Origin of the sequence: Haloarcula sp. R1-2 (assembly GCF_011627385.1) — an archaeon.
Lineage (GTDB): Archaea > Halobacteriota > Halobacteria > Halobacteriales > Haloarculaceae > Haloarcula > Haloarcula marismortui.
In genome coordinates this window covers 34,703-58,449 of sequence record NZ_JAANTG010000007.1, presented here as the reverse complement: position 1 = coordinate 58,449, position 23,747 = coordinate 34,703, and the positions used below count along the sequence as shown (strand labels likewise).

The 23,747-nt window shown below is 56.6% G+C and carries 23 protein-coding genes and 2 pseudogenes; 11 read left to right on the top strand and 14 right to left on the bottom strand.

The window, feature by feature from the left end:
* Positions 1 to 507: a twitching motility protein PilT gene (locus G9C82_RS19780; RefSeq protein WP_127015127.1), complete on the bottom strand. Its 507-nt coding sequence runs from the start codon at positions 505 to 507 to the stop codon at positions 1 to 3.
* Entirely contained in the window at positions 504 to 830 is a 327-nt protein-coding gene (locus tag G9C82_RS19775; protein ID WP_127015126.1) for a UPF0175 family protein, read from the bottom strand. Before G9C82_RS19775 ends, G9C82_RS19780 begins: the two co-directional genes overlap by 4 nt.
* Positions 831 to 1,312: 482 nt before the next feature.
* On the opposite strand from G9C82_RS19775, the gene G9C82_RS19770 reads away from it, so the two are divergent.
* Positions 1,313 to 1,774, top strand: coding sequence for a ferritin-like domain-containing protein (locus tag G9C82_RS19770; protein WP_004965268.1), 462 nt, complete (start codon positions 1,313 to 1,315; stop codon positions 1,772 to 1,774).
* Positions 1,775 to 2,124: 350 nt separating this feature from the next.
* Here G9C82_RS19770 and G9C82_RS19765 read toward each other — a convergent pair whose 3' ends face one another.
* Positions 2,125 to 2,841: a helix-turn-helix domain-containing protein gene (locus G9C82_RS19765; protein ID WP_004965265.1), complete on the bottom strand. Its 717-nt coding sequence runs from the start codon at positions 2,839 to 2,841 to the stop codon at positions 2,125 to 2,127.
* Between the two features lie 151 nt (positions 2,842 to 2,992).
* Between G9C82_RS19765 and G9C82_RS20980 the strand changes: the two genes are divergently transcribed.
* The 7 genes from G9C82_RS20980 to G9C82_RS19735 all read left to right on the top strand — a co-directional run bounded on the left by G9C82_RS20980 (position 2,993) and on the right by G9C82_RS19735 (position 9,060).
* Positions 2,993 to 3,115: a hypothetical protein gene (locus tag G9C82_RS20980; RefSeq protein ID WP_004965263.1), complete on the top strand. Its 123-nt coding sequence runs from the start codon at positions 2,993 to 2,995 to the stop codon at positions 3,113 to 3,115.
* 141 nt (positions 3,116 to 3,256) lie between these two features.
* The gene (locus G9C82_RS19760; protein WP_127015125.1) at positions 3,257 to 4,135 is read left to right on the top strand and encodes a sulfurtransferase; all 879 of its coding nucleotides are present in this window, start codon (positions 3,257 to 3,259) and stop codon (positions 4,133 to 4,135) included.
* A gap of 276 nt (positions 4,136 to 4,411) precedes the next feature.
* On the top strand, positions 4,412 to 5,188 hold the full coding sequence (locus G9C82_RS19755) for a sulfite exporter TauE/SafE family protein (protein WP_049919341.1): 777 nt from the start codon (positions 4,412 to 4,414) through the stop codon (positions 5,186 to 5,188).
* Positions 5,189 to 5,476: 288 nt separating this feature from the next.
* Complete coding sequence (locus G9C82_RS21125) at positions 5,477 to 5,965, top strand: halocyanin (RefSeq protein ID WP_241244164.1); 489 nt, start codon at positions 5,477 to 5,479, stop codon at positions 5,963 to 5,965.
* A 1-nt stretch (position 5,966) separates the two neighbouring features.
* Positions 5,967 to 6,482, top strand: a complete 516-nt coding sequence (locus G9C82_RS19745; protein ID WP_004965248.1) for a cytochrome c oxidase subunit II — start codon at positions 5,967 to 5,969, stop codon at positions 6,480 to 6,482.
* A gap of 1 nt (position 6,483) precedes the next feature.
* Positions 6,484 to 8,232 carry a b(o/a)3-type cytochrome-c oxidase subunit 1 gene (locus G9C82_RS19740; RefSeq protein WP_121304721.1) on the top strand — a complete coding sequence of 583 codons (1,749 nt, stop codon included), beginning with the start codon at positions 6,484 to 6,486 and terminating at the stop codon, positions 8,230 to 8,232.
* 603 nt (positions 8,233 to 8,835) lie between these two features.
* Complete coding sequence (locus G9C82_RS19735) at positions 8,836 to 9,060, top strand: hypothetical protein (RefSeq protein WP_121513612.1); 225 nt, start codon at positions 8,836 to 8,838, stop codon at positions 9,058 to 9,060.
* A gap of 120 nt (positions 9,061 to 9,180) precedes the next feature.
* On the opposite strand, the pseudogene G9C82_RS19730 reads toward G9C82_RS19735, so the two are convergent.
* The 4 genes and pseudogenes from G9C82_RS19730 to G9C82_RS19715 all read right to left on the bottom strand — a co-directional run.
* Positions 9,181 to 9,480 (bottom strand): annotated as a pseudogene (locus G9C82_RS19730) (transcriptional regulator); the annotation flags it as partial.
* A 183-nt stretch (positions 9,481 to 9,663) separates the two neighbouring features.
* Positions 9,664 to 9,867: a hypothetical protein gene (locus G9C82_RS19725; protein ID WP_225308222.1), complete on the bottom strand. Its 204-nt coding sequence runs from the start codon at positions 9,865 to 9,867 to the stop codon at positions 9,664 to 9,666.
* A 2-nt stretch (positions 9,868 to 9,869) separates the two neighbouring features.
* Complete coding sequence (locus G9C82_RS19720) at positions 9,870 to 10,871, bottom strand: cytochrome d ubiquinol oxidase subunit II (protein ID WP_127015123.1); 1,002 nt, start codon at positions 10,869 to 10,871, stop codon at positions 9,870 to 9,872.
* A complete protein-coding gene (locus G9C82_RS19715; RefSeq protein WP_127015122.1) occupies positions 10,864 to 12,318 on the bottom strand; it encodes a cytochrome ubiquinol oxidase subunit I in 1,455 nt (484 codons plus the stop codon). Before G9C82_RS19715 ends, G9C82_RS19720 begins: the two co-directional genes overlap by 8 nt.
* A 122-nt stretch (positions 12,319 to 12,440) precedes the next feature.
* Here G9C82_RS19715 and G9C82_RS19710 point away from each other — a divergent pair, with 122 nt between their 5' ends.
* Positions 12,441 to 12,623, top strand: coding sequence for a hypothetical protein (locus G9C82_RS19710; RefSeq protein ID WP_127015121.1), 183 nt, complete (start codon positions 12,441 to 12,443; stop codon positions 12,621 to 12,623).
* 312 nt (positions 12,624 to 12,935) lie between these two features.
* Here the strand turns inward: G9C82_RS19710 and G9C82_RS20630 are convergent, their stop codons facing one another.
* Positions 12,936 to 13,298, bottom strand: coding sequence for a hypothetical protein (locus G9C82_RS20630; RefSeq protein ID WP_007189785.1), 363 nt, complete (start codon positions 13,296 to 13,298; stop codon positions 12,936 to 12,938).
* A gap of 188 nt (positions 13,299 to 13,486) precedes the next feature.
* On the opposite strand from G9C82_RS20630, the pseudogene G9C82_RS21060 reads away from it, so the two are divergent.
* Positions 13,487 to 13,774 (top strand): annotated as a pseudogene (locus G9C82_RS21060) (arsenic resistance protein); the annotation flags it as partial.
* Positions 13,775 to 13,864: 90 nt separating this feature from the next.
* Here the strand turns inward: G9C82_RS21060 and G9C82_RS19695 are convergent.
* From G9C82_RS19695 to G9C82_RS19685, 3 genes are all read right to left on the bottom strand, one after another.
* Positions 13,865 to 14,254, bottom strand: a complete 390-nt coding sequence (locus G9C82_RS19695) for a hypothetical protein (RefSeq protein WP_127015120.1) — start codon at positions 14,252 to 14,254, stop codon at positions 13,865 to 13,867.
* A gap of 440 nt (positions 14,255 to 14,694) precedes the next feature.
* Positions 14,695 to 17,082 carry a GAF domain-containing protein gene (locus G9C82_RS19690; protein ID WP_127015119.1) on the bottom strand — a complete coding sequence of 796 codons (2,388 nt, stop codon included), beginning with the start codon at positions 17,080 to 17,082 and terminating at the stop codon, positions 14,695 to 14,697.
* Positions 17,083 to 17,216: 134 nt separating this feature from the next.
* The gene (locus tag G9C82_RS19685) at positions 17,217 to 18,023 is read right to left on the bottom strand and encodes a recombinase family protein (RefSeq protein ID WP_127015118.1); all 807 of its coding nucleotides are present in this window, start codon (positions 18,021 to 18,023) and stop codon (positions 17,217 to 17,219) included.
* A gap of 207 nt (positions 18,024 to 18,230) precedes the next feature.
* Here G9C82_RS19685 and G9C82_RS19680 point away from each other — a divergent pair, with 207 nt between their 5' ends.
* Complete coding sequence (locus tag G9C82_RS19680) at positions 18,231 to 21,746, top strand: Eco57I restriction-modification methylase domain-containing protein (RefSeq protein ID WP_127015117.1); 3,516 nt, start codon at positions 18,231 to 18,233, stop codon at positions 21,744 to 21,746.
* Positions 21,747 to 21,783: 37 nt separating this feature from the next.
* Here the strand turns inward: G9C82_RS19680 and G9C82_RS19675 are convergent, their stop codons facing one another.
* The 3 genes from G9C82_RS19675 to G9C82_RS19665 all read right to left on the bottom strand — a co-directional run bounded on the left by G9C82_RS19675 (position 21,784) and on the right by G9C82_RS19665 (position 23,569).
* Positions 21,784 to 22,221 carry a hypothetical protein gene (locus G9C82_RS19675; RefSeq protein WP_127015116.1) on the bottom strand — a complete coding sequence of 146 codons (438 nt, stop codon included), beginning with the start codon at positions 22,219 to 22,221 and terminating at the stop codon, positions 21,784 to 21,786.
* 4 nt (positions 22,222 to 22,225) lie between these two features.
* Positions 22,226 to 22,684, bottom strand: coding sequence for a hypothetical protein (locus tag G9C82_RS19670; protein ID WP_127015115.1), 459 nt, complete (start codon positions 22,682 to 22,684; stop codon positions 22,226 to 22,228).
* Positions 22,685 to 22,783: 99 nt separating this feature from the next.
* Positions 22,784 to 23,569 (bottom strand): TIR domain-containing protein, encoded by a 786-nt coding sequence (locus tag G9C82_RS19665; protein WP_127015114.1) that lies wholly within the window; start codon positions 23,567 to 23,569, stop codon positions 22,784 to 22,786.
* Between the last annotated feature and the right edge of the window lie 178 nt (positions 23,570 to 23,747).

The following is a 23,747-nucleotide window of genomic DNA, read 5'->3' as shown; positions in this document are numbered from 1 at the left end:
CTATTCGTCGAGGAACCCATCGAGATCCCTAGCGGGTGAGTGAAACCCAGCCTCGTCGATCCAGCGTTTAAGATACGTGTCTGCGGTCGTTGCTGTAATGCGATCAGCCTCAACAGAACGGACAAGCAACCCAATCGAGCCAGTTAGTTCGATGCCCCGTTGATTCGCAGTCGCACGTGCATCACCATCATCGGTGATCACCGTTCCAGCAACGTCATCTGCAACTGCCAGTTCTTGAGCCTCACCCGGGTCAAGCGTTTCCAAGAGAGACTGCTCGATTTGGTGTGCCTCCGCTGATGGCTCAACGACAGGAATATTTTCTTCAAGCGCAGTTACTGCGTGTTCGAGATAGCGATGTGTTTCAACTCCTTCGGTGAGTTCCATCTGGACAGCAGGAACCGTGACGAGTCGTGGCAGATCCACTATTAGTTCGATATGATCCACCTGGGCGAAGTTCGATAACACAGTTGTATTGAGAACGGTCGCGTTAGCAGGCGCACCTGTCATTCGAGATTCCGAGCCACGTCTATTTCATCGCGTGCGGCGTCCATGTCCTCCGGTCCAAATCGAAGTTCAACGCCCTCCTCGAGAAGGATGTCTCGCATCTCGAAGCGGTTAAACCCAGCAAGCCGAGCAGCAGTCCCGAGCGTAATTCGCTCCTCTTCATACAATGAGACAGCAGCCGCAACCCGTGCATTCTCGTGTTCTTCGAAGTATTCACGGAGTACATGGCGGATTGCGTCGCTCTTATTTTCGAAGATGCCCGCTTTGACCGCCCCCTCCATGAGGTCCGTTAGATCATCCGGAATGGTGGCAGTGGTTCGAGACATGGCTTACTAGCTTCTAACTTTGCATACATTATATGAATTGCGGCGGAGTGCCAGTAGCCTATCATCGCGAGCACGAGACCCATGCGATACCAGTTAGACCAAGATCTGGTTGTGTACCGACTTGTCCATTAGTCGTAACAGACATCCCCGATTTACACTCGAAACCCGGTGTGTGGCCGGCAGATTGATACACTTGCCAGGGCCGTTATTCAAGTACAGCCACGCATAAATGCCACCAGCGGCAGAAGTGCCTATCAACGCTAAGTGATGAACTTTCACTTGCATTCTGGTACCAGTATAAGCGTCACTGACGACTCAGCAGCTATTATGTGTCCTCCGTGGGATGTGTAGGTTCTGTCAACGCTGATATTTATTAAACAGTCCAGCAGGTCCACCTGCTCAGTACCGGTGTCTTGGTCTAACGCTACGCTTGTCACAGGACAATACAATTCTTATATTTCCACCAGTCTAACACTTATCCGATGACCTCGACTACAGATGAAGTGATCTCGGTACTCCAGAGCGCGTACTTAGAAGAATTGGAGACAGTCATGAATTACAGGACTAATTCGATTGTTCTCGATGGTGTTCGAGCGCAAGAGATCAAAGAGAGTCTCGAAGAGGATATTCTAGAAGAACTCACACATGCAGAGTTACTGGGACAGCGACTCAAACAACTGGACGCTCGACCACCTGGATCCGCCGAGTTTACTGCCCAGCAGGAAAGTCTGCAACCCCCTGAGGATTCGACTGATGTTCTGGCAGTCATCAGGGGCGTTCTCGACGCTGAAGAAGACGCGATTTCGACGTATAGACAATTAGTGGATCTTGCACGTGAGGCTGACGACCCGGTTACGGAGGACTTGGCAGTAGAAATTCTCGGGGACGAGGAAGCCCACCGGACGGAATTTCGTGGATTCGAGAAGGAGTATAGCGAAAACTGAAACAATAGTTGCGGTGTTTCGGTATCTCTCTCGCTCAAAGTGAGAGTGGTATTGGTTTGTCGTACGACAACCACGTAGCTATGGGTGTACGGTCGTAATACACAACCGGCCTGTGGAGGTCCCTGACAACCAAGTCCTAGACCTGCCACTGACGACTCTATGGAAAGCTAACCGATGCCTCAATGTGCCACCTGTGGTCATCACGTATCCGAACAGTTCCAGCGTGTGTTCAGTGATACAAAGGGAGAAGTCTACGCGTGTCCGAACTGTTCGGCGAACGCAGGTATTGGGGAAGCGACCCAAGAACGACGTGTGAGCCAGTCAGAATAGGGACCGTACTCTGGAACCGATTACTTCCTCGAGATATAGGACTCAACGAGGCTAGCCTCCGCTTTTCGCAGCCTGTACGAAACCGTTGAGCGTGGCCAATCGAGTTCCGCTGCAAGCTCATCAAGGGTCGTTTCGCGTGGGGTTTCGTAATATCCCTCTTCGGCGGCCAGTTCAAGCACTCGGCTCTGTTCAGGCCGAATAGAAACTGAGTCAAACAGCGTGAGCAACGGCCCAGTCGCGTCACTCACGTGGTCGAAGTGAAAAGACAATCCGTCTTGGAGCAGACCGCCTAACGTGTCGTACAGCATACCGACTTTTTTATCGTCCTCCATAAGGATGCGCCAGCGTTCAGTGTCCCCTTCACGGATAATCTCGAAGAGGAGTGCCCCGGTTATATACCGGTTAGTGATAGTCGGGATTGAATCGCAGTGGACGAGATTTTCAAAATAGCTGTAGACGAGGCTTCGCTGTGGGCTGTTTTCCAGTACGTCACAGTAGTGACGGCCACCACAGGCGCGGTCACTGATACTCAACTGATTGTACGTCGACCCTGTCAACAGTGCTGTCGCTTGTTCGACGAGTGAGGTGGGACCGGTTATGCGGTCTAACCGCCAGAGCTGCGCGTTTCCCATCGAACAGAGGAACGTCGTGGAACGGGCTTCCGGTGTCTCGATGAACAGGTCCATCAACTCGTCAGTGTTGGCTTCGTACCGGATTTCGAAGACGAACTCCCGCATCTACTGTAATTTACGCATCAACGGTACAGTCAATTTCGGTTCGAATCGGACCGCTATCCATGTCGGTATGCTGGAGAGTGGGCACGCTGGTTCCGATTACTTGTCGTAGGACAACGAAAAGCTCAGGACGTCATGGTAACAAAGGTTGAATATGAGTAATACCACTGCTGATGGCTCTCTGCCGTGGTTTGTCAAAGTCGTCATAGCTGTCGCACTCATGGTCGTTCTATTCATCATCGGTATCGATCTGCTCACGTTCGCTGCAGCGTGGTAGCCAAACAAGGCTGACCGCGTAGGTCACAGTCTGACAGTTAGTTCTTGGCTGATGATTGTCGGCTACCAAGGCTAGAGTTATGTGGACAGGTCAGATGTTCTTAAATAGACCAGCTCCGCCGCTGGCAATGGTGAGTTGCATATGAATGCACGGCTGAGTGGAACTATACAGTCTGTGAGAAATGCTGTCGTTACTCCCGCGTGGCTCGAAGAACACCTCGACGAGGCCGAATCTGAGTCCCATGAACTACGCTTAGTGGAGGTAGACCTCAACACAGCGTTCTACGAGCAGGGGCACATTCCAGGTGCGGTCTGTATCGACTGGCAGCAACAGTTACAGCACGCGACTCGGCGGGATATCCCGTCGGAAACCGCGTTAGCTAACCTGCTCGGTGCGCGTGGCATCACAGAGGATTCGACGCTAGTCTTGTACGGTGATAACTCGAACTGGTTTGCAGCCCATCTGTACTGGATGCTTTCGTACTACGGCCACGAAGAGATGTACCTACTAGACGGAGGGCGGGAACACTGGCTTGAGTCGGGCCGGCCGACAACGACTGCTGTGCCGTCCTATCCGACACAGTCATATCGCACACGTGGCCCGTTTGAACACGTCAGAGCTTATCGTAGCGCTGTCAAACGGGCTCTGTCAAAGCCAACAAAACTTGTCGATGTCCGGTTACCAGAAGAATACGACGGCACTATCCTTGCCCCGCCTGGAATGACGGAATCGGCCCGGCGGGGCGGTCACATCCCCGGCGCGAAGAACATCGTGTGGTCAGAGAACCTCCAGTCTAACGGGCGGTTCAAATCTCCCGAGACACTGGCGGAGCTCTACCGAAATCGAGGCATCGATAGAGACAGCGATGTCATCGTCTACTGTCGCATCGGCGAGCGGTCGTCATTGACGTGGTTCGTACTGTCCGAGTTGCTCGACTACCCGTCCGTCCGTAACTACGATGGTGCGTGGACAGAGTGGGGGAATCTCATCGGTGTCCCGATTGCAACAGGCTCAGACTAACGGAGACCATTTCGGTAGCATGATACTATTGTCATAGGCCAACCGGATAACTAAGCCACGGAGGACGCGACTATTTGCTATGCTTTCGATGCCTGCCTCGCGATTGCCCCTCGTCGGGCTACTTGCGATTCCATTCGTAGCCGCGTTCGTTATCGCCCTCGAACCAGTTGCTTTCTTGGCAATTATCAATACGGTACTCATCGTTATCGCTGTCCGCCTCATGTTTGGATCAGACGATCTCGACACGCTTGAGCGCGAGTGGTCTCGGATACGATGATGGCCGGCACCCACGGGACAGGCGTTATCACTGGTGACGTTAGTCTCGTTGTCTTCGCCATCGTTGGTTTGCTCGGTGGGGCGCACTGTCTAGGGATGTGTGGGCCACTTGTCACACTGTACGCCGACCAGCTAGGGGATGACGGGCCAGTAAAGTGGACCGAAATCCGCCAGCACCTGCTGTTCAATTTCGGACGGACGGCGAGTTATGCGCTATTGGGGGGACTCATGGGACTGCTCGGTACCGTCATCTACGACACTGCAGCAGTCTTCGCACTGGCCGACACCCTTCGGGCAGTCGCCGGAATGGCTGTTGGTGGGTTTATTATCGTGACCGGGGGCATGTATCTCCGAACCGGGACAACCGCCGGTGCTATCGCTAGTCTTGGTTCAGGGTCGTTATTCTGGCGTCTGAGCACACGGCTTCACCAGCACATCGACCAATGGGTCGGCGGTCCGCGTATCATCGCGTTGGGTGCGGTTCACGGCATACTCCCGTGTCCACTTCTTTATCCGGCGTTTCTGTACGCCTTCGCTATCGGTTCGCCGGCCTACGGTGCGCTCGCACTGTCGGTGCTCGGACTGGGCACTATCCCCGCAGTGTTTGGGTACGGTGTTGCGTTCAACTCGATGTCGCCGCGGTTTCAGTCTAGGCTACATCGCACACTTGGGGCCGTATTCCTCGTCCTGGGATATTTGCCGCTCTCGCACGGACTGATGATCTTTGGTATCGAACTCCCTCATCCATCGATTCCGATATATCAACCGTTGGGGTGATTCAGTGAGCGACTAGCCGCTCGTGGAGTGCTGACACCGGATTCGTCACACGCTGCTTCGGTGGTCAAGGCCATTGGGCAGCATCGCTAATATCCCGTCTAAGGCAACGATGGCCGTCCTGATAGTGACGAATAGCCTGCTAGCCGTGCTCGACTCGTCAGACGCTGTCGGCTACTACGATACCTCGGCGCCGTGGCCAGCAGACAGGAGCCGTCGAGTTGTCCTGTGACAAGTGAGAATACAACTCTATCGGGTCGATTCAGACGAAACAGCATGGATACTAACAAGATGCAATCAGGCACTAACAGGTCGATACCCGACCGCAACGGATTGCTTGGTTGTCGGCGCGTCCGTAGCGCGATTCTCCGAGGGGCGGCGTCAGTGGCTGCACTTGGGTTCGCCGGCACTGCAAGCGCGCAGGAAGCGAGTGGGGGTGCCGTTGGCGGTGGCAGTGGCTCCGGGCTGTTCGTAACGGCGGTGGCACTGGGGCTCACTGGACTCACCATCGGCGCGGTCTACCTCCTTAGCTGGCGAGACAGGCCAGAGCAGTCGTTTTCTCCCGCAACAGCCACTGAAGACCGAGTCGCCAATCAGCACACTGGACAAATGTTTGAGTCCAACGTCGCACAACATGAGACCGAGTCAGTCGCCCACGACGCATTCGACCCAGTCGGGACCGGACTGTTACTCGTGATGTATTTCGTCATCATTTCGCTGATGTGGCTGTTCATGTACTTCGTCGAATTCCTCGGTAACGGGCCATCGGTGGTGGGATAATATGCACGTCCACAGATTCGAACGGCTGTGGCTGGTGGCCGCGCTCGCGATGATTGTCCTGTTCATCGGAACTGTGACCTATGGCGCTGTCGGCGCCGGCTACGGGATGGTTGATGACACTGGTGGCCAGGTTGACCCCACAGACGCCACGGCCAGCGAGAACTTCCGAGAACCGGGTGTGTACAACGGCAGCGAACCGGGCCACTACGACGTGTATATCGAAGCGAAGCAGTTCCTGTTCGTTCCCGGGACGAGCGACCCAGTCCGCGTTCCCGCAAACAGCACCGTCACGTTCCACGTGACGAGCACAGACGTGGTCCACGGCTTCGAGGTCGTCGGCACGAATATCAACACCATGGCTGTTCCTGGGCAGGTGGCGACGATTACGGTAGAGTTCGACGACCCCGGTCAGTACGGGCTCGTCTGCAACGAGTACTGCGGGAGCGGCCACCACACGATGGAAGGGTCGCTGGAGGTTGTCCCACCCGGGCAATTCAACAAGAGTGAGGTGAACTGAGATGGCACATCCACACCGGTCAGAGCAGCCACAGGCGTACGAGGCAGACGAGACATCTCTCAAAGACCGGCTCGCTTTCATCGACCGGTACCCCAACGCCGCACGCATCACCCGTCTCTGCATGGGCGTTTCGTTTACTGCATTGACTATCGGTGCTCTCTTGGGGATCGTTCAGGCGCTCCACCGGACGAACGTCTTCCGTGGAGTCATCAGCTCGGCTGACTACTACTCTGTGCTGACGGGCCACGGCGTTCTGCTCGCGCTGTTTTTCACGATATTCTTCCTGACCGGAATTTTCACTTGGGGGACCAGCAGAAGCCTCGGCATGGGATTACCGTCACCGGGGTTCTCACTGGGGTGGTTTCTCCTCATGCTCTCGGGTGCAGTGATGACTGCTACAGCCATCTTCGGTGGGTTGGTCGGCCAGATTCCGTTCTCGGCCGACGTCCTGTACACGTTCTACGCCCCGTTGCAGGCCCATCCACTGTTCTACGCAGGGCTGGCAGCCTGGCTCGTGGGGACGTGGCTTGCCGGGGCAGACTGGATACGCACCTACTACCACTGGCGACAAGACAACCCCAACGAGCGCATCCCACTGCAGATGTTCATGATTATGACGACGATGCTGATGTGGTACATCGCCACGCTCGGCGTCGCCGTTGAGGTACTCGTCTTTCTCTTGCCGCTGTCCCTGGGTCTCATCGACAGTGTCGACCCGCTACTCACAAGAACGTTGTTCTGGTTTTTCGGCCACCCCGTCGTCTACTTCTGGTTGATGCCGGCCTATTTCGCATGGTACACTGTCCTTCCGAAGCTCTCTGGCGGGCGTTTGTTCAGTGATCCGCTAGCTCGCGTCGTCTTTATTCTCTTTCTCATCCTCTCGACGCCGGTCGGCTTCCATCACCAGTACGCCGACCCTGGCGTGCCAGAAGGGTTCAAGTTCATCGCAATGACCAACACGATGTTCCTGTTGCTCCCGAGTTTCCTCACCGCCTTCACCGTCGTCGCGAGCATGGAGTACGGCGCTCGCCAGCGAGGTGGCACGGGCTATCTGAGATGGCTGAAGGCGCTTCCGTGGGGGAACCCCGCCTTCGCCGGCTGTGCGCTGGCCGGGATGATGTTCGCCGCCGGGGGCTTCTCGGGCATCATCAATGCCGGGATGAACATCAACTCGCTCATCCACAACACGTTGTGGGTCCCTGGGCACTTCCACCTCACCGTCGGGACGGCAAGTGCCCTGACGATGATGGCGATTAGCTACTGGCTCTACCCACAGATTACCGGCAAGCGCCTGCAGTTCTACGGCGTCGCCCAGATACAGCCGTACATCTGGTTCATCGGGATGGGGCTGATGTCCAACGCGATGCACCGAGCGGGGCTGGCCGGCGTCCCCCGACGGACCGCCGAACCGCAGTACCAGCAGTTCGACTTCGCGCCGGTACTGGGCTCGATGCCAGAGATGCGTCTCCAGATTGCTATCGGCGGGACGCTACTGACGCTTGGAGCGCTCATGTTCGTCCTCGTGATGGTCGGAACGTGGCTGGCCGAGCGTGGCCGGGGTCGGTTGCGCGTCGACAGCCACCTCCCCGAACCCATCTCCGGACCTTCGGACAGCCCACGGGTGCTCGACAACGTCAAACTCTGGTTCCTCATCGCCGTTGTCCTTGTTGCCATCGCCTATGGATTCCCAATCTACTCTATGGTTGCCGACGGCGCGTTCAACCCCGCGGCCCCACCATTCCCCGTGTGAACTACCCTACCTACTTCACTTGGGGGCAATGGTCCTGATCGCTATTTTGGGATGGCTTTCGTGTGGACTCACGCGCTACGCCCCAGACGAGATGGGACGTTCAAGCTCCTAGTTATCACAGGGTTTGAATTGCTCAACAGTCTCTCGAAGAGGTGCAGCCAAACTCTCGGGCGTGTCAGGCTTGATTACGGCGGTACGACGGTACTCCACAGGATTTCAAATATATGATTGTGGTCACTCATTGGGAGCAGGTATGCAACAAATATGATGAGTGGTCAGTACTGGGTCGCCTTCGGGTCACAGGCTGCAGGCTCGTTCGCACGGCCAGTGAAGCTTCGCTCTATGCCCCTACTCTCAATCCTATTCGCTTGTATTTCTGCCGAAAATGTGTGCAGCAGGGGGGCGATTCTTCTATACCTCTGTCCTGAACCTCGGTATCGAAGCAGCCAGCCTGAGCGGTGGTGATGCGCTCTACGAGACCGTCAAGCGCGACAGAGATCCCAGAGGCTGACCTGCCGGTGGTCCCCGCCGATAACTGGGACGGAGTGACCGTTGTCACTCGACAAGACAGGATATAGGATTTTCTGGCGTGAACATGTCTGTATGCCCCTACGCACTACGGTCAAACGCCGGGTTCTGGGCTGTCGTCTCTGTCTGCCGGCGCTGTTCACCGCCGGTATCGCCACCGCCGCTATCGTTATCGGCTTGCTAACTGGTGACATGGTGACGGCGCTCGGTGCGTTCCTGTTGGTCCCGAGTGCGATACTACTCTTTGCGATCGGTCTCAAACGGGAGACTACTGCATTATCGGACCATCGAACGCACTGATCTGCCGGAATTGAACCGGGTCGAAGCCAGACTTACGCGCCCGCTCTGAGTGGTGTCAGGATCTTTAGGGTCAGCACCCTTGCCTTGTGGGGCGTCTCCGTGATTGCTCACAGGATGGTCGTCCGTACCGAGATCAATCCGATCAAGCAGGCGATCAGAGACTTCAACCAGTGCGACTCCAGTCAAGAGGCCGCCAATCATCAGCGTCGGAAGCCCCCCAGCGGTGTACTGCAGTCCCTCGCAAATCAGCCCGAATAGCGACGCTGCCACCATGATGCCGGACGCAATGCCCCAGAGCGCGACGTTCCAACGGTCGCTAAACTCGTCAATAAAGAAGAACGGGATCGCTCCCAGCCCAGTGGCTACCGCAGTGACTAGACCGGCAACGAATACGAGTCCAATGTGGCTAACGAGTATCATACTAACTTTTACCCCTATGAACAAAAGAATGTTCCTAAAAGCCAAAACATTTTTTGGCTAGACTAAAATATGCAGAAAATCTCGACTGTCTATATCTGGGCGGAACAGAGCCGGTGAGGCTGAATGTCCAGTCAGCACGCCACTGCGTGAATGAGCCGCGAACTGTGACAACGATGTCACTACTTACCGACTCTCGGCGATACGTTGCTGTACCAACTTGTCCACGTTGTACAGCAGCGCTCCCACGGAAGCAAGCACAGTCGCAAGATAGACGATTAGCTGTGGTGGGCCGGAGGCCGCCCCGCCCAGCGCCGCGCCGGCAAAGCCGACGACAATGACCTCAATCCAAGTGACAAAGACACGCGACAACAGCATAGTCCCGGCCACGGTCAGTACGCCTCCTCAGGCGTGATGGGACCGCTGAAAGCCGAGTACAGCACTACGAAGTACACCGCCACCAGCGGGAGCAGCAGCGACGCACCGATAGTCATCAGATTCAGTGGCAGTGTCGAGACGATAGCTCCACGAACTGTCGTGCCCGTCGCCGGGTCGATGGCGGGATACATGAGTCTCGCGACGACAGCGACGAGACCGTAGGTCATAGCCGCTGCCGCGCCGAGTGCCCGCAGGCTTTGCTCGCGCCGAAGCGCGACGGTGTAGCCAACCGCCAATCCAATCGAGAGCATGACGAGGGCCACAATCGCCGGAGAGAGAAGCGCCGAGAGGCCGTCTGGAAGCCGTATCCCGAGTACCCCAAGCGTGGCGACCACAGCAAGCAGGTAGCCCGCCGCCGCCGCCGTCCCATAGGTCGTCACCGAATCGGGGAGCTGTGCTCGTCCCTTCAGTTGCAGGAACGCTGCCCCTGAGACGACCGTCAGCAGCGTTAGCGTGACGCCGACGATGAGGCCGACTAGCGTCAGCGATCTAGTGGCCCCGACGAGCCAGTTGCCGGCAAACACACCCAGCAGGAACGGTGCGAGGACGCTGCCAGCGACGAACGCCCGCCCCCACCACCGCTGCCACGCCGCGTCGTGGCGCTGTTCGTACATCTCCGGGGCGAGCCCGCGTAGGATGAGCGCGCCAAGGATACCGAACATCAACAGGTAGTGGCGACTGAACAGGCCAGCATACGCCGGGGGGAACGCGGCAAAGAGAGCGCCGCCGAAGACCACTAGCCACACTTCGTTGCCGTCCCAGAAGGGGCCAATAGCCGCCAGCACTGTCTCGCGTTCGTCGTCAGTCTCCAGGAGCGCGAATATCGCGCCGGCCCCGAAGTCGAACCCATCGAGAAAGAGGAACGTCGCGAGCATGGTAAACACTAGCCCGAACCACAGCTCCGGCAGTGGGAGCCCAAACAGCGGGCCGGCAGCAAGCGAATCGACGCTAATCATCGTCGACCGCCCCGGGGGTCGGCTGGCTCGGACTCGGACCCGAGTCAGGAGTCCGCGTATCGTTCTTGACCGACCGGAGTTCGTCATTGCCCGGGGGCCCGTTCCGGATGATGCGCCAGATGACGTAGGTGTACAGACCCAGTAACGTGGTGTAGACTCCGATGAACCCAACAAGAGTGATAGTCGCCTCAGTCCCGGTCAAGCCCGGAGAGACGCCCGCGCTGGTTTTCATCACATCCTGAATCACCCACGGTTGGCGGCCGACCTCTGTGACTATCCAACCAAGTTCGACAGCGAGAATCCCGAGCAGAGACGACCCCATCAACGCTTTGTGCAGGAGACCGTCCTCGAGCAGTTGGCCCTTGTACCATCGGTAGCCGCCCCAGAACGCCAGCAGGATGAACCAGAACCCGAGTCCGACCATCGCACGGAAGGCCCAGAAGACGATAGCGACAGGCGGGGCCTCTGTGTCAAAAGAATTCAACCCACGTATCTCGGCTGTCGGATCACCTCCGCTGGCCAGCCACGAGGCCCCGCCTGGAATACCGATGCCGAACAGTTCCTTTGCTCGCGGGTTCAGGAAGCCGTCGATGCTCGTTGGTACGGCAAAGATGTATTCGGGGACGTACGACTCAGTCTCCCAGACAGCCTCCATCGCGGCGAACTTCTGCGGTTGGGTCTCTGCGACGTGGCGGCCGTACATATCGCCATGCAGTACCTGTAGCGGTGCGGTGATGAGCAGCGCGACGAGACCGATTTTTAGCGTCGCCTCCCAGAACTGTGGATTCTCTACGGGGTAGCCCCAAACGTGGTGGCGGAACACAAAGTAGGCACCGACACCGGCCATGAACAGCGCTACTGACTCGACGGCCGCATTCTGCATGTGGACGAACATGTATCCAAAGCGGGGATTGAGATACGCCGCCAGCGGGTCGACGAGGTGGACAGCCATTTGGCCGTTCTCGGTGACGAGTTCGTAGCCACGCGGCGTCTGCATCCAGGAGTTTGCGATGAGAATCCACACTGCCGACAGCCACGTCCCCAGGCCAACGGCCACGCTGGAGACGAAATAGAGTTTGTCGCCGACCCGGTCACGGCCGAAGACGAACACGCCAAGGAAGGTAGCCTCAAGCATGAACGCCATCATCCCCTCGACGGCCAGCGGGCCGCCGAACAGTTCACCGGCCGCCGTCGCGAACGCGGCGAAGTTCGTCCCGAACTCGAACTCGAGAACGATGCCGGTAACCGTACCGACAACGAAAGATATGGCGAAAATCTTGGTCCAGAACCGACGCAACTGCTCGTATATCGGCTCGTCAGTCCGGATATCTCTCCACGTGAAATAAATGAGAAACGGGGCGAGTCCCATGCTCATCACCGGGAAGATGATGTGGACGATGGTCGTGACTGCGAACTGGAGCCGACTTGCAATGACTGGGTCGATCATGATGTGAAACCGTGTGGTCGCGGAGCTGCCGTATATCGGAATGTAATCGAGCGAAAGCCTTAGATTCAGTTTTGTCGTAAGACAAGGGAGCGATTTACTGGTGGAATCGCCTGTATCCTGATATGGACACTCGGTGGGCGGTATTCGCACTCGTGGTGGTCCTGACAGCGGTCATGATCGTCCGGGGAATCGTCGGTATCCAGAACGGCGAGTTCGGCACCGTCGGGCGACAGTTCGGAGTCGGTGCTATCGTGTTCGCTTTCGGAGTCGCGCTCGTCAGGTATTGGGATCGAGTTGGCCGCTAGTCCCAAGCTAAGAGCCGTCAGATAGACTTGATAGCCACTTGCCGTAACCAAACGCTGCGTTGAGACATGTGCGTACAACAGGTATCACCGACAAACAGGCCAGACGGTCAGCAACCGATACATCTCGTCTGTGAGGGCGTCGGCAGCACGCATCCGGTATACGTAGCGACAACTCGGCCCGCTGTCGTTGCGTGTCATCTGTTCCCGTCTGAGTGTGGGCGAGCAGATAATTTAATAGTGTATAATAATCCCAAGTCTATGGAAAGTCAGACGAACGATACGACCATGGCGGCGAGTGGACGGGATGACCAGTCAGTCGCGGTATCGTCTGACGACAAAGACGAGCAGCGCGAGGACAAGGACCACCTGGACGGCCTTGTCGACGTAGCCGACGAGCGTGTAGTTGCCGGCCTTGATCACGACCCATAGCGGTATCTGGATGGCTGTGTAGGGTATCGCCGCGATGGCGAGGGCGTCCCTGCGGACGCCGCGGACGTACAGCGCCGCCCCTCCGAGAAATCCCAGTCCGGCGAGTACGAGCGGCGGCGCGCCCTCGACGACACCCGGATAAATGTGAGTCACCGCGGTGATACCGACCAGCACGACGATCCCCTTTTCAAGCGTCGATAACGACGTTGTCGGGCGGTCAGCCGACCGGGACTGTGTCTCTACCATGTCGAGTAGAAGACCCGAGACAAATATATAGCTGTGGTTGGCACACGCCAACGGCCAACTTCTCCCCTATTGTATTGTGACAACTAAACATTTTTGTGTCGATGGTCGATTCTCCCTACGTACGGCGTCCGTCGCTATGGGGCCGGGCGGCATACCGGTAGCGCGCGTCGAGACACCGCCTCAGAACAATGATACGGAGACTCCTCGAGACACTGAAAGCCAACCTCATCTACGTCGTCGTCGGTGCGCTGGTCACCGGACTCGCTGCCGGCCAGGTGGCGGGTGAGAGCACTCGGGGACTGTTACAGACGGCCGTTGTCCCAGTGCTGTTTCTGATGATATATCCGATGATGATCAACATCGATCTGGATGAGATACGCAACCTGCGGGCACACGCGCGGCCCGTAGCGCTCAGTCTGGTGGTGAACTTCCTGTTTACGGTGTCACGCGCCACTTTCGGTTTCGATGGTTGCGTGTTTGTAGAAAAGCGTGCAACGCAGGGCATCAACGGGGTGCCGGTCGGTAGATACCCGCCTATAGGATTCTACAGGTATTCCTATAGGAACCTATAGCCCGCGTGTAGCGTGGTCTTGCTTGGCTTTCCGGGCAGTTTCCATATTATCGGGTGCGGCCTCCCGAAGCCCGAGGCGGAGGGCAAGACGAAGGACCTCGCTCCGATCGGGCGGCTCGGTCCCGCCGAGGTCAAGCTCCTCGCGAAGGGCCTCGCCGTACGCCTGGAGGTGTTCGGGGTGGTCCTCCAGCGCGGCCATGCGCGCCGCAATATCGCCGTCCCACACGGACACCGTCTTTTGACGCCCACCCTCGTCGGTTTCCTCCAGGTACTCGACCATGCTCTCGCGGAGGTCCTCGTACACATCCGCCCCGGCGGCCTCGTCGAGGCGATCGCCGTGGTCGGTCGCTTCCCGGAGTTGGTCGAGGTCCGGGTCGTCGCTCATTGTTCTGCTTCTTGATCGTGAATAAAGATGTCCGCAGCGTTACCGTCAGTGGCCGCCTATTGGGCGTCTGCGGCGGGCGGGTTGGAAAAGGACCACAATCGTCGTTGTCTTCCCCGCTGTCAGGACTGGGCTATTCGCGAGTCACGACATGCTGCTAATGCCGATACTACAAGACTCTGCGCTAGAGTTTCAGCGTCAGAAACTCGGCTTGGGGCTTCAATACATACTGGCCGGTATGTATGGACAGCCGCCGGTCGGAGGCGGTCCCCGAAAAGTATCCGACACACCTGCCCACCATCGGCCCCGCCCGTTCCCCGCTTGGGGCTGGAGCCCACCGAGTGCCCTCTGACATGCCCTCCTCACACGCTCCATTCCCCATACTCTCCTCTTTCGCTTCACTAAACCTCTAGAACCTGCCGCGCTCTCGCCGTCAGTTGTATTTAATTACCCATCTGTGACGACGCTACACTGACACTAGTAAACTCAATCTGTGCTCCGCCACTGGGGCTCTCTGCTATGGTTGCATCCCAGTCATGGGCGTCAGCAATCTGCTTGACGATTGAGAGTCCGAATCCGGTACCGCTTCTTGTGCTTGTATAGCCGTCAGTGAAAATCTGGTCACGTTCTACTGGATCAATTCCCGGTCCGTCGTCGCTAACGAAGAATCCATTTGTAAGTGTACCAACTGTGACTGTCACGTCTGTACCAGCGTGAGTCACTGCATTGGCAAAGAGATTCTCAAGAAGTTGGCGGACGCGTCCTGAGTCAGCCTCAAACTCCATATCGTCATTTATCATCAGTTCAGCATCAGCGGTCTCCAGAACGTCCCAGCAGTCATCAGCGAGTGATGCAAGCGAAACCATCTCTGTGTCGTCGATTAGTTGTCCCTCTTGGGCGAGCATGAGCACATCATCAATGAGTGTCTCCATCCGGTCAAGTGCCCTATAGCCCCGGTCAAGATGGTTGACATCAGTCGTTTTGCGAACGCCATCAAGTGTCCCTCGTAAGACCTGCAGTGGATTCCGGAGATCATGTGTGACAGTCTGTGCGAACTCCTCAAGCTGCTGGTTCTGTCTCGTAAGCTTCTGTGTCTGGTCACGGAGGAGTCTTTCTCGGTCAACACGCTCCAACGCTGTCTCAAGTGTCGAAGCAAGAATCCAGCCGAATCGCTTATCTGTCCTGTCAAACGCGTCTGGCGTTTTAGCTGCAAACACGAGGAGTCCGTACGACTCCAGTGGATACAATAACGCACTGCGGACCGAGATATCAGATGGGAGCGCTGGGTGGTCGCTCGCGTCGCCCACATATTCTGGTGTGCCTGAGTCGTACACATCCCACAGAAATGTACTAATAGGGTCACCATCTGCGCCATATTCAAAGCCTTCGTACGTGCTGAATTCCGCTGCGAGTGCGTCGGTCGTAGAGAGGGGGCGTAAGACTTCTTCGCGCTCGTCTTCCTGAATAAACCCAGAGAGATTCGTTCCAAGAATCTCGGCTGCAGCACCAACAGTAAGGTCAACCGTTTTATCCGCGGTCGTAGTTTGCATTAGAGCACTTGTCCGCTCTTGGAGGAGCGCAAGTCGCCGCTCTCGTTCAACACGATCAAGTGCGCTCTTTGCATTTTCCGCAAGGAGTTGTCCTAACGAGACATCACTATCATCGAAATCACCACGCTGGGTTGAGTTCGCGAGTAGAATGCCATATTCCCCAAGCGGAAGGTACAATCCGCTTCGGAACTCGCTCTCGGGATTGTATATGTTATCAGCGGTGTGGATATCGTCATACTGTCTGATTTCACCAGACTGAAACGCTTCCCAAGCAATCCCGTGGTCAAAAGTCACTAACTCATCGGTAACGCGCTGTGTTCGGTCTGACACAGCTACGGGTTTTAGCCCACCTGCCTGTTCATCGTAGAAGTGGACACCGTTCAGTTCGAAATCAAGAATAGCGTCTGCTGTGTCGCTGGTGATCTGTGCGACTTCTTGTTTCGTTTTAGCATCGTACAACTCGTGAGTCGCTTCGTGAAGCTTCTCAAGGCGGCGCTCGCGTCGGTGGCGATCGGTGATGTCTGTGAGCGAGCAAACGACACTCTCCACGGACCCTTCATTCATGACTGGTGCACCGTTCACAGCGAGTACACGCTTCTTCCCATCGGGCCACCTGATTGTGTGCTGGTCCCGCACTTGTTCGCCTTCATATAAGACACGTGCGAACGGTAATTCATCATCAGGGATTGGGTTTCCGTCTAGATCTTTGATATCCCATTCAGGATCGTTATACGCACGCTCTTCTAGTTCTGCTTGTTTTAATCCAAGAACTGTCTCAGCCCTGTCGTTCGCAAAAACAAATTGACCGTCTCGGTTGAGTTGAACTACACAACTCGGGACGGTCTTCAGGACCTGTTCGAGTCGGCGACGCTCTTGAGTTGCCTCAATCACAGTTTCGTTGGCTGTGACAGCGTTACTGATACTATCTGCTAGTAATTCATAGTCGTCGTCGGCTTCGGCCTTCTGAAGATAGTCAGAGATACCCGCAGTAACAGCGTCACCGGCAATCGACTCGCTCCCGTGCTCAGTAAACAGTATAAATGGGAGATTAGGGTAGTTACGCCGAATCTGGTCAAACAGTTCAAGTCCCGTACTGTTCGGGAGTCGATACTCTGAAACGATGCAGTCGTATTCATCATTACTGAGCGCCTGGAATGCAGGCCTCGATCCGAGAACAGTCGTGACCTCTAGCTGACTATTTACCTGTTCAAGCTGTTCAGCTGTTTTACGTGCGAACTCCAAATCTCGCTCAACGTATAACACCTGAACAGCATCATCCATAGAGTCAAATCGGATGCAGACTACTAGTATGTTGCTTCAGATGTAGCCTGAGACGAAAATATATGACGTAAACACGACACTATACAGTGGTTAAACTAGCGGATGCGTGGGACTGTTTGCTATCGGTCTGATGCCTATTGCTGGTGGCGACGAATCTCGTCGCGAACGATAGTGCGGATCTCTTGCTCTGGAATGGTTGTCTCACTGGGGATGTCAGGTTCCTCAAGCGGCTTTAGTTGTTGTACAGCGGCTTGAAGCCGGTCATCGGTAGCCTCACCATAGAAGTAGAGATCACGCCGGTCGTTGTGGAGGGACCGGAGCGTTGACTCAGCCACTGGGGTTCCATCAGCGGCTTCGGCATAGGTGTAGCCTTGCTCGACGCGCTCAAGCGCTCGTCGAACGGTCAGGAACTCGTCGGCGTTGACCCGGAGATAGCCGTCTTCGACATCGAACCCAGCTGGAGGCCGCCCAGTCCATCGGCCAGCGTCTTTCGCAGCGTCGATACCGGATTGAATCCGCCGGAGCTTCTGTTTGTGCTCGACACGCGCGAGGTCACCCATCACTCCGGCAATGAGCTGGCTCACCGCTCTATCGACAAGATCATCGTCAAGACTGATTTCGAGGCCAACCTCTAAGTCCTGAATGCCAGTTTCGTGACTGAGACAGAATTCGAGGAATTCATGGATTTCACCGGCACCGAGTCGAGACAGTCGCGAGAGTTCGTGGACGACGATAGTGTCAAGATGTCCGGCTTCGATATCTCCGCGGAGTCGTTGGTACTCGTCTCCGCGATCAGTCTCGGTCCCGCTGATGATATCTGCATACTCGTGAATCTCTGGGCCATCGTATGTGTCTTGAGCGAATGCACGCAGTTCGTCAAGCTGTCGTTGTGGGTCTTGGTCTGTTGTTGAGACACGGGCATAGATCCCGATTTTAGACATACTTTTTGCGGCGGGGGCTGAATATATAAACCACGCACTTTTTCGCGGGACCGTAGAAAGCACTTCCTTTTCATTTTGGGCGTCAGGTCGTCCTCCGCGAGGTAGCTGCGTACACGGTTGCAGGTTTGTAGGACTTGTCAGAGGGCTGTATGATTTCTTCTGTCTCTTAGCCGCATTTAATATAGAACAGTATGAAAGGGGTTGATAATGCCTAACGAATTCGTTTCTAGCCTTCACTCTGCCCTCACACAGGTTCACAACGAGATTCGCGAGGAGGGGAGCGAGTTCGACTTCCGGTACAGTCTGGTTGACCACCTCTTCACTGACGCACTCGGCTGGTCACGCACCGAAGGCGACGGCCACGTCAACTTCGAGGACGACAGGAAGGACGTCCTTTGTTTCGACGACGATGACCCGCCGTTCCCTGTTATAGTGTGCGAGACGAAACGACCGTCTCATGACATCCAGCTGGCCGATGTCGAGCAGTTGGAGACATACATGGTTGGTGTCGGGAGTGCGGAGTTCGGCATCCTGACGAACGGCCACGAGTTCCGCCTGTACGAGTACGTCCCGGACGAGCGGACCATCCGGTCGATTGATGAGTTCATGCTTGACGAGGTAGTGGGTGTTGAGCCGAGCGGGCTATCGGCCGAACAGCGCGAGGCGCTGGAGGAGTTCGAGTACCTTCGTCAAGATCGGTTCACGAACGTTGGCGACGCGGAGTACTTCCGACGGCGGGCGCGCGAAGTTCCGGTGCAGCACCAGCCCGGGACAGACGATGAGGGGTACGAGCTGTTCCTCGACGCGGTGAAGAAATCGCTGGACGAGCTGTCGAGCGCTATGAGTCGGTTCTTCGACGACTACAAGGAGCGACCGGAGGACTCGTACCCACGCGAGTTCCTCGAGACGACGTTCCCGGACTGGAAGGACTGGCGGGAGTACACGGGAAAGAGCGACGACGCAAAGAAGACGTTCTGCCGGGAGACTGCGTACATCCTGATGAACCGGGCAATGTTCGCTCGAATCGCCGAGGACAAGGAGATCGTCGGCCAGACGCGTCTTTCGGGACGCGGGATGGCGGAAGCCGTAGAGCGCGGTGACGACCGTCCGTATCTTGATGCGTTGATGGACACATACGATCGCATCGACGATCACTACGGTGACTTGTACGAGCTGGGCATCTTCGACTGGTGGTGGGTGAGCCGCGACAAGCGCCAAGGGTTCAACTCGGACGAGGAGAGCCGGCAGGAGGATCTCGAGGACGATTTGGACTACCGGCTCGGGGAGGTCTTCAAGCGCCTGAACCGGTTCGACTTCGAGTACGTCAACCGGGACATCCTCGGGCACGTCTACGAGGACTACCTGCCGCAAGAGGAACGGAAGGAACTCGGCGAGTACTACACTCCCATCGAGGTGATCCGGTACATGTTGGACGAGTCCGGGTACCGACCGGAGGAAGGGATCGGTCGGGAGAAGATCCTTGACCCGGCGTGTGGGAGTGGTGGCTTCCTGACCGAGGCGTGCGAGCGTCTGATACAGCACTACCAGCAGAAGTTCGGGAAGACGAGCGTCCATCGGCTCGACGCGGAGGAAGCGCGGACGATCTTGGAGCGGGTGGAAGAGAACATCTACGGCATCGACATCAACCCGTTTGCCGTCCACATCACCCAGATCAACCTGCTGTTCCGCACCATCGACTTGTACGACAAGGTGACGGAGCAAGACCCGTCGTACACGATGGACGGGTTCCAGATTCACGTCGCCGACACGCTGACGCCGACGCTGTTGGAGAAGCAGGAAGGGAGTATGGAGAGCGAGAGTCAACAGTCCCAGATTCAGCAGTTCGCCAACTACAACGGGCGGGCGCAGTCGTTCCTTGACGACCGGAACGAGGTTGACCGCATCAAGGACGAGGTGGAGTTCGACGTCGTGGTGGCAAACCCGCCGTACGTGCGCACGCAGAACATCAACGGGCCGAAGGACGAGTACGCGGAGCGGTACGCGTCCGTCGACAGCAAGTCGTTCGACATCTACGTGCCCTTCGTCGAGCGGGGGTTGGAGTGGTTGAAGGATGACGGCCGGCTCTCGTACATCTGCCCGAACCGCTTGCTCTCGAACGAGTACGCGGAGGACATTCGGGAACGGATCGCCGAGGAGCCGCTGGACGTGGTTGTGGACTTCAAGGACGTGGAGGTATTCGACGCCGCCACGCCCTATCCGTGCATCGTCGCGGTCAACCGGGAGAGCGTTTGGAATGATGACGCCGTTCGATGCGCTCGGTTCGCCGAGCCCCGGGACAACATCCTCGACGAAATCTTCCACAGCGACGGGTGGGAGACGCCGGAGGGAGTGGACGAGTACGACTTGTTCACCTATCCACGCGACCGGCTGGACGCCGACAATCGGAACGGCCACCTGTCGAGCTGGCCGTTGATGCCAGCGGACGAGCGCGAGGTGTACGACAAGATCATCGAGAACGGAGACTTCCGACTCGGAGAGATCACCGACTCCGTGTTTCAGGGCCTCATCACGGGATGGAACAAGGTCTTCGTCGGCGAGATCGTCGGCGACGCCGATGAGGACGGCGTGGTGCAGTTCGTCCGCGAGGGCGGTGACGAGCCGGAGCCCGTGGAGAAGTCACGTCTGCGCCGTCTGCTGAAGGGAAGCGAGATTGACCACTGGGGCGCCGACTGGGAAGGTCTCTGGTTGATCTGGCCGTACGAAGTCAGAGACGGCGACGCGAACCTGTTGCCGCAGGTCACGTTGGAGGACGAGTACCCGCACCTGTGGGACTTCTTCGAGAACCACGAGGACGAGCTGAAGGGCCGCGAGGGCGGCAAGTGGGAGGACGTCGAGCAGTGGTGGGCGTTCGGTCGGAGTCAGAACCTCGCCAAGATGGAGCCGGACAAGATTATGCTCAACATCATGAGCGACTACAACCGGTTCGCCGTCGACACCGAGGGCGAGTACTACTTCATCGGTGGCGGGAACGCGGGCGGGTACGGCGTCGATCTGATGGAGGAGTACGCGCCCCGGTCTGAGGATCACCTCTACTTCGTCGCCCTGCTCAACTCCTCGGTGCTGGAGTACTACCACAAGCACATCGCGCCGATCTTCGGCGGGAAGTACTACTCGTACAACAAGCGGTACTTGGAGCCACACCCCATCGTTCTCCCCGAGAACGCGCCCGAGGACGCGGTTGAGGACTTGGCGGACGACATCAAGGAGACACGTGAGGAGATCACGGACTTGGAGTACAAGACGGAGGACGTTCGCAACTACGCCGCCGAGTACGACCGCTCGTGGACGGTTCTTGACCTTGCGCAATCCGTCAACCTCGATGGCGACGACTACCGGCAGGGCCCGATTCGGAAGGACGTGAAGATGGACGTGCAGACCACCGACAAGGTGTATCAGGTGGTGATGAAGCGGAACCACGAGATGGAGTTCGCCGACGAGCGCGTGCGCGACTTCGTGTACGAGGTGTTGACCGCGCAGGACAAGCGGTTGACGCGCTCCGAGGTGATCAACATGAATGTGCCGCCTCGTAACGACGTGATCGAGCTGATGAACCACCACGCCGACGATCTCGCCCGCATCGAGTCGCTCCGTGAGGACTTCGAGCGCCTGCAGGACGAGCTGGACGAGCTGATCCTCGGCGACGTGTACGGGCTGGACGACGGGGAAGAGGAAGTCGTCGAGGAGTTCTTGGAAGTCTGGTAGACGGGCCGCTGCACCGCGCTAGCGCAGTGAAGCCGGGTTACATCGGCGGACGGCGGTGACCGCCGCGCCGCCTGCGGTTGCCGGAGTTCTTGATGACGTCGACGACGAGTACGAGCAGGATGGCGATGACGAGGAGAACCATCCCGATCGTGAACGCACCGCCGAGGAATAGCGAGGTGCCGACCCAGCCGACCGTGTAGACGGCGAGACCAGCCTTGTCGGCCCAGACATAGGCGGCGAGGATGGGTGCGATATAGGCGATGAAGAAGTATGTGATACCCCACGCGCTGAAGACGAAGCCGAGATCGAATACGACAGTTTCGGGGTTTAGTTGCTGCTGGATGTCAGCAAGCATCGAGAACAAGATGGTGACGTACCAGTTGATCAGGGCGAGCGCGATGCCCTCAACGAACCCGAAGATGATACCTGCTGCCGATGCGGGATGGGGGTCTTGGCCGTGCTGGACGTGGGACATTGGTTCAGTCCTCCTCTGCGTCGTCGAACATGCTCACTTCGGACGAATTGACAAGGTACACGGGCCCGTCGATGTTAATCTCCACATCGTTCTCGTCTCCGTCTACTTTGGCGAGGACTCGCTCGTCGTCGCCGCTGATATCGTAGAACTCCATCCGTTCATCGTCCCACGGCTCGATCTTGTTGCCGTCCTCGTCCGTAATCCATAGATGGTAGAACGCGGGGTTAGACCGGGCGAGCTTGTAGATGTTGACCAGCGTGTCGATGCCGGTGACGGCGAGCGTCCCTGCCATCAGCGCGAGTGAGGCCCCAGCTTCGGAGTTGGCCACCATCGCGACATTCTGCTTTCGCTCCTCTACTTCGGCGCCGTCCACTAATTCCAGCTCGGAGATGGCCTCTTCGTACTCTTCATCGGTGATCTCCTGGTCGACAAAGTTCACGTTCGCAGTGTAGGTCTCGGACATATGGAAGTTACTTGATGAGTATTATCGACTTATCCTCAAGCCGCTGTAAACTCTATATCTAGTAATGATTGAATCGGAGAACATTGTTCTTTAGCAGTCTTAAATCAACCCATCGTTGTCATCGTCGTCCTGATTGATTAGGTTAATTCCAGAGTTATCTAAATTCTTTCTGAGAGAATCTACGTTAATGTCACCTGTGTTTTGCTGAGAGTTGTTCGGTAGTTCAGGCCCATTCTGGTTCTGAACAGGAGTAGAGTCGCTATTAGCGTTCTGTAGCAATTTGTATAGTAGATAGCCTCCCCCAACAATTCCTCCGATTTTACCTGCAGATTGAAGACCTTCGAAAAACTTCTCTCCGATAGTCACCTCTCTGACCGAACTCTTTTCGTTCTCAGTGAGCTGGTCAGCCTGCTGTTTGGCCTCTTCAACCCAGTCTCCTATATTATCCCAGCCATCATCTCTCTTCCATTCGTACGTCTCAAATACCTTGGAGAGTCTCTTTACCCCATCTTTGGTTTCGATGACGAAATCTTTCAACGGGTTGGGACCTTGGAAATCCTGACCCTCGTTTTTGTCTTTCAACCGGTGAATCTTGATGCCAACTATCCCGTTACCTTGATTGACGCTCTCCTTAATCTCGTAGTTAACGTATTTCCGGCCCGCAGTTTCATTACCGATCAGAACCGCCGTTACTGAGGTACCGTGTAGCTGGTCGGCTATCCAGGACTTGATTTCTTCCTCGCTTTGCTTTTTCACTTCCTCCCAGTCTGCAGCATCTTTGAAACCAGCTGCGTCCCTCCCCTGTGTCACCCACGCATTTCTAACCGGGTTGACTCGCCACTTGTCTCTCTCGTAGTGAAAGCTGAAGAATACTCGCCGAACCATATCTTAAACTTGTAGCTTAGTTAAGTACCTACCAGTATCAAAATTCCGCCACCACAGTGAAAGTGAAAACAGGGAGAATGTTCAGTTATTAGGGAATCCATTCTAGGTTTAGAGGATGTTATCATCAATCGTTGACTCCCCCGGTTCTGATGAACCAGCCGGTCGGTGAACTTGCGTT